Source organism: Cellulomonas hominis (genome assembly GCF_005239125.1).
Classification (GTDB): Bacteria; Actinomycetota; Actinomycetes; order Actinomycetales; family Cellulomonadaceae; genus Cellulomonas; species Cellulomonas hominis_A.
In genome coordinates this window covers 1-7,462 of the sequence record NZ_SZYE01000187.1, presented here as the reverse complement: position 1 = coordinate 7,462, position 7,462 = coordinate 1, and the positions used below count along the sequence as shown (strand labels likewise).

General features: G+C 74.5%; 7 protein-coding genes. 1 reads left to right on the top strand and 6 read right to left on the bottom strand.

The genetic code is table 11. The features are described from left to right. Positions 1-193: 193 nt before the first annotated feature. The 3 genes from FA014_RS16475 to FA014_RS16465 form a co-directional block, all read right to left on the bottom strand. Positions 194-667, bottom strand: coding sequence for a MarR family winged helix-turn-helix transcriptional regulator (locus FA014_RS16475; RefSeq protein ID WP_154730730.1), 474 nt, complete (start codon positions 665-667; stop codon positions 194-196). A gap of 44 nt (positions 668-711) precedes the next feature. Next, positions 712-1,761: a GNAT family N-acetyltransferase gene (locus FA014_RS16470; RefSeq protein WP_154730729.1), complete on the bottom strand. Its 1,050-nt coding sequence runs from the start codon at positions 1,759-1,761 to the stop codon at positions 712-714. A 91-nt stretch (positions 1,762-1,852) separates the two neighbouring features. After that, complete coding sequence (locus FA014_RS16465) at positions 1,853-4,045, bottom strand: DNA gyrase/topoisomerase IV subunit B (protein ID WP_419178420.1); 2,193 nt, start codon at positions 4,043-4,045, stop codon at positions 1,853-1,855. A gap of 160 nt (positions 4,046-4,205) precedes the next feature. Here FA014_RS16465 and FA014_RS16460 point away from each other — a divergent pair, with 160 nt between their 5' ends. Next, positions 4,206-4,433, top strand: a complete 228-nt coding sequence (locus tag FA014_RS16460; protein ID WP_230323286.1) for a DUF7455 domain-containing protein — start codon at positions 4,206-4,208, stop codon at positions 4,431-4,433. A 135-nt stretch (positions 4,434-4,568) separates the two neighbouring features. On the opposite strand, the gene FA014_RS16455 is transcribed toward FA014_RS16460, so the two are convergent. The 3 genes from FA014_RS16455 to FA014_RS16445 all read right to left on the bottom strand — a co-directional run. Then, positions 4,569-6,179, bottom strand: coding sequence for an RNA polymerase sigma factor (locus FA014_RS16455; RefSeq protein ID WP_154730726.1), 1,611 nt, complete (start codon positions 6,177-6,179; stop codon positions 4,569-4,571). A 306-nt stretch (positions 6,180-6,485) separates the two neighbouring features. Further along, on the bottom strand, positions 6,486-6,884 hold the full coding sequence (locus tag FA014_RS16450) for a universal stress protein (RefSeq protein ID WP_154730725.1): 399 nt from the start codon (positions 6,882-6,884) through the stop codon (positions 6,486-6,488). Between the two features lie 128 nt (positions 6,885-7,012). Continuing rightward, positions 7,013-7,462: DUF4192 family protein (locus FA014_RS16445; RefSeq protein ID WP_195969331.1), on the bottom strand; the 450-nt coding region annotated here is incomplete at its 5' end.

The following is a 7,462-nucleotide window of genomic DNA, read 5'->3' as shown; positions in this document are numbered from 1 at the left end:
CCCGCCGCGCAGCCGGCGCAGCCGGCGCAGCCGGCGCAGCCGGCGCAGCCGGCGCCGCCGGCGCCGCCGGCTGCCGGCGCGAGATCGGTGGTTCGCGCCGAGATCGGTGGCTGGAAGCGCCGGTCTCGGCCGGACGCACCGATCTCGCCGACCACCGCGCCGACTGCGCGGCCGTCCGGCGTGACGGCCCGGGTCAGCGCGCGGAGCCCGTGGCAGCGATGCGGGCGCGGACCAGGCCCGACACCTCCACGAGCGAGGCCACCTGCGCCTCGTCGAGCGGCGAGAGCAGCAGCTCGCGCACGAGCACCCGCCGGGTCCGCTGCGCGGCGTGCGCGGCGGCCTCCCCGGCCTCGGTGAGGCAGACGACCGTCCCGCGGCCGTCCTGCCGGTCCCGGGTGCGCGTGACGAGCCCGCGGCGCTCCATGCGGCGCAGCTGGTGCGAGACCCGGCTGTCCTGCCACTCGGCGGCGGCGGCGAGGTCCTTGGCCCGCAGGCCCGGCCGGCCGGCCGCGAGCAGCGGCTCGAGCATCTCGAGGTCCGCGACGGACACGCCGGCGTCGGCGCCGAGCCCGCGCTCGAGCGCCGTGAACATCTCCCGGGAGAGTCCCAGGTACATGCGCCAGGTGGCGTCCTCGTCCGCCTGCCCCTGCCCGTCCTCTGGAGCCATGGGCACAGCGTAGGGCCCCGTCGTCGCGCGACGGGGCCGACCCGCTAGACCTCGATCGTGTACATGACCGCGCCGTGCGTGACCTCGTAGCCGAGGCTGGCGTACAGGCCGTGGGCGCCCGACGGGTTCTCGGTGTCCACGTCGAGCTCCGCGTACTGCATCCCGTCCGCCCGGAACGACGCCATCGCCGCCGTCAGGAGCGCGGGCGCCAGGCCCCGCCCCCGCCACGCGCGGCGGACGCCGAGCAGCTCGGTGTAGCCGGAGGTGAAGCCGGCGACCTCCCAGTCGTGCTCGTAGCGGCCGGAGACGGTGTACCCGGCCACCTCGCCCGTCGCCTCGTCCAGCGCCACGTGGCTCCACTGCGGGGCGAACATCGCGCGCCCCTGCTGCCAGTGCTCGGGCGACCGGGGCTCGCTCCCCCAGTGGTCCGCGAACGCCTCGTTGTGCGCCAGCCGCACGGCGTCGTCCAGCTCGGCCGACCACGGCACGATGCGCACGCCGTCGACCGGGCGCGGCTCCGGCAGCGGACGGGACAGGTCCCGGCGCATGTCGGTGTAGTACCGGACCGGGGCGAACCCGGCCCGCGCGTGCAGCGCCCGGGCGTCGGCGCGGTGGTCCTCGAGGAACGCGGCGATCCGGCCGGGCGCGTCCTTGCCGGACTCGGCGAGCTTCTGCCGGGCGCGGGCCGTCGCCCAGGCGAGCAGCGCCCGGCCGATGCCACGACCGCGCCACGCCGGGTCGACCCCGCCGGCCTCCCACACCCGGATCACGCGCACGTCCCCCGGCGGCGCGTCGAGGGTGATCCACGCGCGCGGGACGCCGTCGGCGTCCAGCCCCACGCGGCTGTCCCGGGCGGGGTCCTTCCACTCGCCGTCGAACCACTCGCCGACCTCGACCTCGCTGGTCCGGAACGGCTGGGCGTCGGCGGCCTCGACGCGGGCGACGAGCGCGGCCAGGACCGGCACGTCGTCACCGCCGAGCGGCCGCCACGTGAGGCCGGTGGCGACGGGGTCGGGCTCCGGCAGGGTCGCGGGGGCAGCGGCCCGCACCGCCAGGGACGGGGCGGCGGCGGGGGTCTCGGTGCTCTCGGGCATGCGGGACACGGTGCCCGACGACCGCCGGTGGTGTCACGCGGAATCGCGGGCCCGGCGCGGACCCGGCGCAGACCCGCGCCGGGTCGCGTGGTCAGGCGTCGATCTGCGACGCGTCCAGCGTCGACGCGCCCGCCACGATGAAGTCCTTGCGCGGCGCCACGTCGGAGCCCATCAGCAGCTCGAACGTCTCCTCCGCGCGCCGGACCACCGCGTCGGCGCTCTCCGCGGCCGGCAGGGTCACCCGGCGCAGCGTCCGGTGCCGCGGGTCCATCGTCGTCTCCGACAGCTGGTCCGCGTCCATCTCGCCGAGGCCCTTGTAGCGCTGGATGTCCTCCTTGTAGCGCTTGCCGGCCTTGTCGAGCTTCTTGAGCGTGGCGGCGAGCTCGGCCTCCGAGTACGTGTAGACGTACTCGTTCTTCCGGCTGCCGGCGCCGATCACCTCGATACGGTGCAGCGGCGGGACCGCGGCGTACACCCTGCCGGCCTCGACCAGCGGGCGCATGTAACGGAAGAACAGGGTGAGCAGCAGGGTCCGGATGTGGGCGCCGTCGACGTCGGCGTCGGTCATCAGGACGATCTTGCCGTACCGGGCGGCGTCGAGGTCGAAGGTGCGGCCGGAGCCCGCGCCGATGACCTGGATGATCGCGGCGCACTCGGCGTTGCGCAGCATGTCCGAGATCGACGCCTTCTGGACGTTGAGGATCTTGCCGCGGATGGGCAACAGCGCCTGGAAGTCCGAGGACCGCGCGAGCTTGGCCGTGCCGAGCGCGCTGTCGCCCTCGACGATGAACAGCTCGCTGCGGCCGACGTCGTCGCTGCGGCAGTCGGCGAGCTTGGCGGGCAGGGAGGACGACTCCAGCGCGGTCTTGCGCCGCGAGATCTCCTTCTGCTTGCGGGCCGAGACGCGGGCGCGCATCTCCCCCACGACCTTGTCGAGCAGCGCGGCGGACTGCGCCTTGTGCTCCCGCTTGGCCGAGGTCAGGAGCGCGGTCAGCTCGGAGTCGACGACCTTCGCGACGATGTTCCGGACCGGCGCGGTGCCCAGGACCTCCTTGGTCTGGCCCTCGAACTGGGGCTCGGCCAACCGGACGGTCACCACCGCGGTGAGGCCGGCGAGCACGTCGTCCTTCTCGATCTTCTCCCCGCCGTCCTTCGCGGAGATCTTCAGCCGGCGGGCGTTGGCCTCGACCTGCTTGCGGATCGTGCGGAGCACGGCGGTCTCGAAGCCCGCCAGGTGCGACCCGCCCTTGGGCGTCGCGATGATGTTGACGAAGGTGCGGACCTCGGTCTCGTAGCCCGTGCCCCAGCGGAGCGCCACGTCGACCTCGCAGTCGCGCTGCACCTCCTGCGGCGTCATGTGGCCGCGGGCGTCCAGCACCGGCACCGTCTCGGAGAACGTGCCGGAGCCGGTGAGCTTCCAGGTGTCGGTGACGGGGGCGTCCGGCGCGAGGAAGTCGGCGAAGTCGACGGTGCCGCCGTCGTGCCGGAACACCTCCTCGTGCGGGCCCTCGGCCCCCGGGGTCCCCGGCAGCCCGCGCTCGTCCCGGACGGTGATCGTCAGGCCCGGCACCAGGAAGCTGGTCTGCCGCGCGCGGGTGACGAGCTCGTCGTAGGAGAAGACCGCCGTGGTCGGGAAGATGTTCCGGTCCGCCCAGTACCGGATGCGCGTCCCGGTGCGCCCCTTGGCGACCTTGCCGACGACCGCGAGCTCGGAGCGGGCGACGAACGGCTCGAACGGCGACTCCGGGCTGCGACCCGCGGCGTCGTCGAACAGGCCCGGCTCGCCCCGGTGGAAGCTCATCCGGTGCGTCTTGCCGCCGCGGTCCACCTCGACGTCGAGCCGCTCGGACAGCGCGTTCACCACGGAGGCGCCGACGCCGTGCAGGCCGCCGGACGCGCCGTAGGAGCCGCCGCCGAACTTGCCGCCGGCGTGCAGCTTGGTCAGCACGACCTCGACGCCGGTCAGGCCGGTCTTCGGCTCGACGTCGACGGGGATGCCGCGCCCGAGGTCGCGGACCTCCACCGAGGAGTCGGCGTGCAGCACGACGTCGATGCGGTCGCCGTGGCCGGCCAGCGCCTCGTCGACCGAGTTGTCGATGATCTCCCAGAGGCAGTGCATGAGGCCGCGGGAGTCGGTGGACCCGATGTACATGCCCGGGCGCTTGCGCACGGCCTCGAGGCCCTCGAGCACCGACAGGTGGCGGGCGGTGTAGCTGGACTCGGCAGAAGCGGTCGACACGAGTCCCGAGGGTAATCGGTCGCGCCGACAGATCCGCGGCACCATGCCGCTCGGTCGCCGATCCTCAGCACCTCGTGCCCGTCCGGTCACGGTCACGTGTCGGTCGCGTGACGGGCCGGTCACGCCGGGTGGCTCCGCCTACGCGGTGAGCGAACCACCCGGTCTCGACGGGAAGGATCCGGGCCCGGGATGGTTGTATGACAACGTGACGGAGACGATCGAGACCACGAACCCGCTGACCGCAGCCGACCGCTGCGACCGCTGCGGCGCTCAGGCCTACGTCCGCGTGCAGCTGCCCGTGGGCGAGCTCCTGTTCTGCGCGCACCACGCGCGCGAGCACGCGCCGAAGTACTCGCAGGTCGCCACCCACGTGCAGGACGAGACGGACAAGCTGCTCGCCGAGCACGGAGCCGGGGCCGGCGCCGCTCGCTGAGCCGCGCACCGCGCCACGACGACACGACGGGGCCCGTCCGGCAGCAGCCGGGCGGGCCCCGTCGTGCCACCGGCGGCAGCAGCGAGCACGACGAAGGGCCCGACCCCACGGGGGCGGGCCCTTCGTCGTGCGGGCTCAGTCCAGGTAGTCGCGCAGCACCTGGGAGCGGCTCGGGTGGCGCAGCTTCGACATCGTCTTGGACTCGATCTGGCGGATCCGCTCGCGGGTCACGCCGTAGACCTTGCCGATCTCGTCCAGCGTCTTCGGCTGGCCGTCGGTGAGGCCGAACCGCATCGAGACGACGCCGGCCTCGCGCTCCGACAGCGTGTCGAGCACCTGGTGCAGCTGCTCCTGCAGCAGCGTGAAGCTCACCGCGTCCGCGGGCACGACGGCCTCGGAGTCCTCGATGAGGTCACCGAACTCGCTGTCGCCGTCCTCGCCGAGCGGGGTGTGCAGCGAGATCGGCTCGCGGCCGTACTTCTGGACCTCGACGACCTTCTCGGGGGTCATGTCGAGCTCCTTGGCGAGCTCCTCCGGCGTGGGCTCCCGACCGAGGTCCTGGAGCATCTGCCGCTGCACGCGCGCCAGCTTGTTGATGACCTCGACCATGTGCACCGGGATGCGGATGGTGCGCGCCTGGTCGGCCATCGCGCGGGTGATCGCCTGGCGGATCCACCACGTGGCGTACGTCGAGAACTTGTAGCCCTTGGTGTAGTCGAACTTCTCGACCGCGCGGATCAGACCGAGGTTGCCCTCCTGGATCAGGTCCAGGAACAGCATGCCGCGGCCGGTGTAGCGCTTGGCGAGCGAGACGACCAGACGGAGGTTGGCCTCGAGCAGGTGGTTCTTGGCACGGCGGCCGTCCTGCGCGATCCACTGCAGCTCGCGGCGGGCCTTCGGCTCCAGGTCGTCGCCGATCGCGGCGAGGCGCTCCTCGGCGAACAGGCCGGCCTCGATGCGCTTGGCGAGCTCGACCTCCTGCTCCGCGTTCAGCAGCGCGACCTTGCCGATCTGCTTCAGGTAGTCCTTGACCGGGTCGGCGGTGGCGCCCGCGGTCACGACCTGCTGGGCGGGCGCGTCGTCCTCGTCCCGGTCGGACACGACGAAGCCGGTGTCCGTGGTCTCCTCCGCCGCGGCGGCAGGCGCCTTGGCGGCGGGGGCCCCCTCGGTGTCGGCCTCGGCGTCCTCGGTGGTCTCCTCGTCGGTCGCCTCGACGCCGGCCTCGAGGTCGGTGTCGTCGATCTCGACGTCCTCGAGGTCGACCTCCTCCTCGTCGCCGTCCGCGTCGGACTTCGCCTTGGTGGCCTTGGTCGCCTTCACGGGCTTCGCGGTGGCGGCCTTGCCGGTGGTCGCCTTCTTGGCGGCGGGCTTGGCGGCGGCCGCGCGGGTCTTGCGGGCGGGCTTCTCGGCCTCGTCGCCGTCCTCGGCCGCGACGACGGCCTTGGCCGACGGGCGCGCCTTGGCGGTGGTCGCCGCGACGGCGCGGGCGGGAGCGGCGGTCGGCTCCTCGATGGTGATGCCGGCGTTGGCCAGACCGCGCACGACGGCCTTCAGCCGCTTGGCGTCCTCCACCTGGGCGGCCTCGCACGCGTGACGCAGCGCAGCGGCGTCGACGCTGCCGTTGGTGCGCCCGGCGCGCACGAGGTCCTGCAGGGCGGGGTGCTCGAACTCACGCGGGAGGGTGGGGGTGGGAGTCTGGGGCGTCACGAATGACCTTTCGGCAGCAAGGGACCCGGTTCGGCGCATCGGGTACCTCGATATTGTACCGGCCCGCACCCGTCACGGGATGCCCCGGACGGGCGGCGACGCCTCGGTCCGGCAAGCCGGATGACCTGTCGTAGGTGGTCAACGCGCGAGGCCCGCCGAGGATTCCCACGACGGGCGTCCCGTGCCGACCGGGGGCGCTCCCGGGCGTGTCCGGGTCCCTCGGGCGTGTCGACCGCGGGGGCGGCGGACCGGCCCCGGAGAGGACCGCGCCGGCAGCCGACCGGCCCAGCAGCGGACCGGCGGCACCGGGCCGCTCGCCCGTCGGTCCCGGCCGGGCCGCCGCGGTCAGCTCGGGTCGGGCTTGACCGCCAGGACCGGGCACGGCGAGTCGAGCAAGATGCGCTGGGCGTTGGCGCCGAGGATCAGCTTGCCGACGGGGCTGCGGCGGCGCAGGCCGATGACGATGAGGGTGGCGTCGGTCTCCTCGGCGGTGCCGATGAGCGTCTCGGCGACGTCCCGGCCGCCGGTCACGACCCGGACGTCGTGCGGGACGCCCCGCGACTCGAGCGACGAGCGGACCTCGTCGAGCGCGGTGGCGAGCTCGTCCTTCTGCTCGTCCGTCTCGTCGCCGCGCTCGCTCACGACCACGACCAGCGGCTCCGACCTGCGGACCGCCTCGCCCGTCGCCGCCGCGAGGGCGGCACGTCCCTCGACGGTCGCCAGGTACCCGACCACGATGCTCATGTGTGCTCCTCGCACGTGCGCTGTGCGTCCTCGGGCGCGCACCGGGGCGCCGTCGCGCGGGTGCGGGCCGTGGACCGTGGTCCGACCGTACCGGAAGGGGTCGGGGCGCACGACCGGTCCCGAGGCGCTCAGCAGCGACGACGCACCCACCCCGGCGGCAGGCCCGCGCCGAGCGCGCGGTCGAGCAGCTCCGCGAGCCGGTGGCCCGGGTCCTGGTCGAGGGCGCGCTCGACCAGGACGGACGCCCGCACGGCGTCGCCGTCCCACCACGCCAGCAGGGCGAGCAGGGTGAGCGCGGGTGCCTGCCGGTCGCGGCGCCCGTGGGCGACGACCCCCTCCAGCGCCGCGCGGCCGGCGTCCGCGACGTCCGCGCGCGGCTCCCGGCCGCGGAGCGGGTCCACCAGCAGGTCCAGCGCCGCCCGCACCCGCGCGGACACCGCGCGGGCGTCCGGCACCTCCGGGTCGGGGTCGCCGCGGCCCCCGCGCTGCGTGCCCTCCTCGTCGTCCCGCCCCGCGGGCTCGCCCGGGCCGTCGTCGCCGCCCGGCCCCTCTCCGCCGCCCACCCCGTCCTCGCCGCC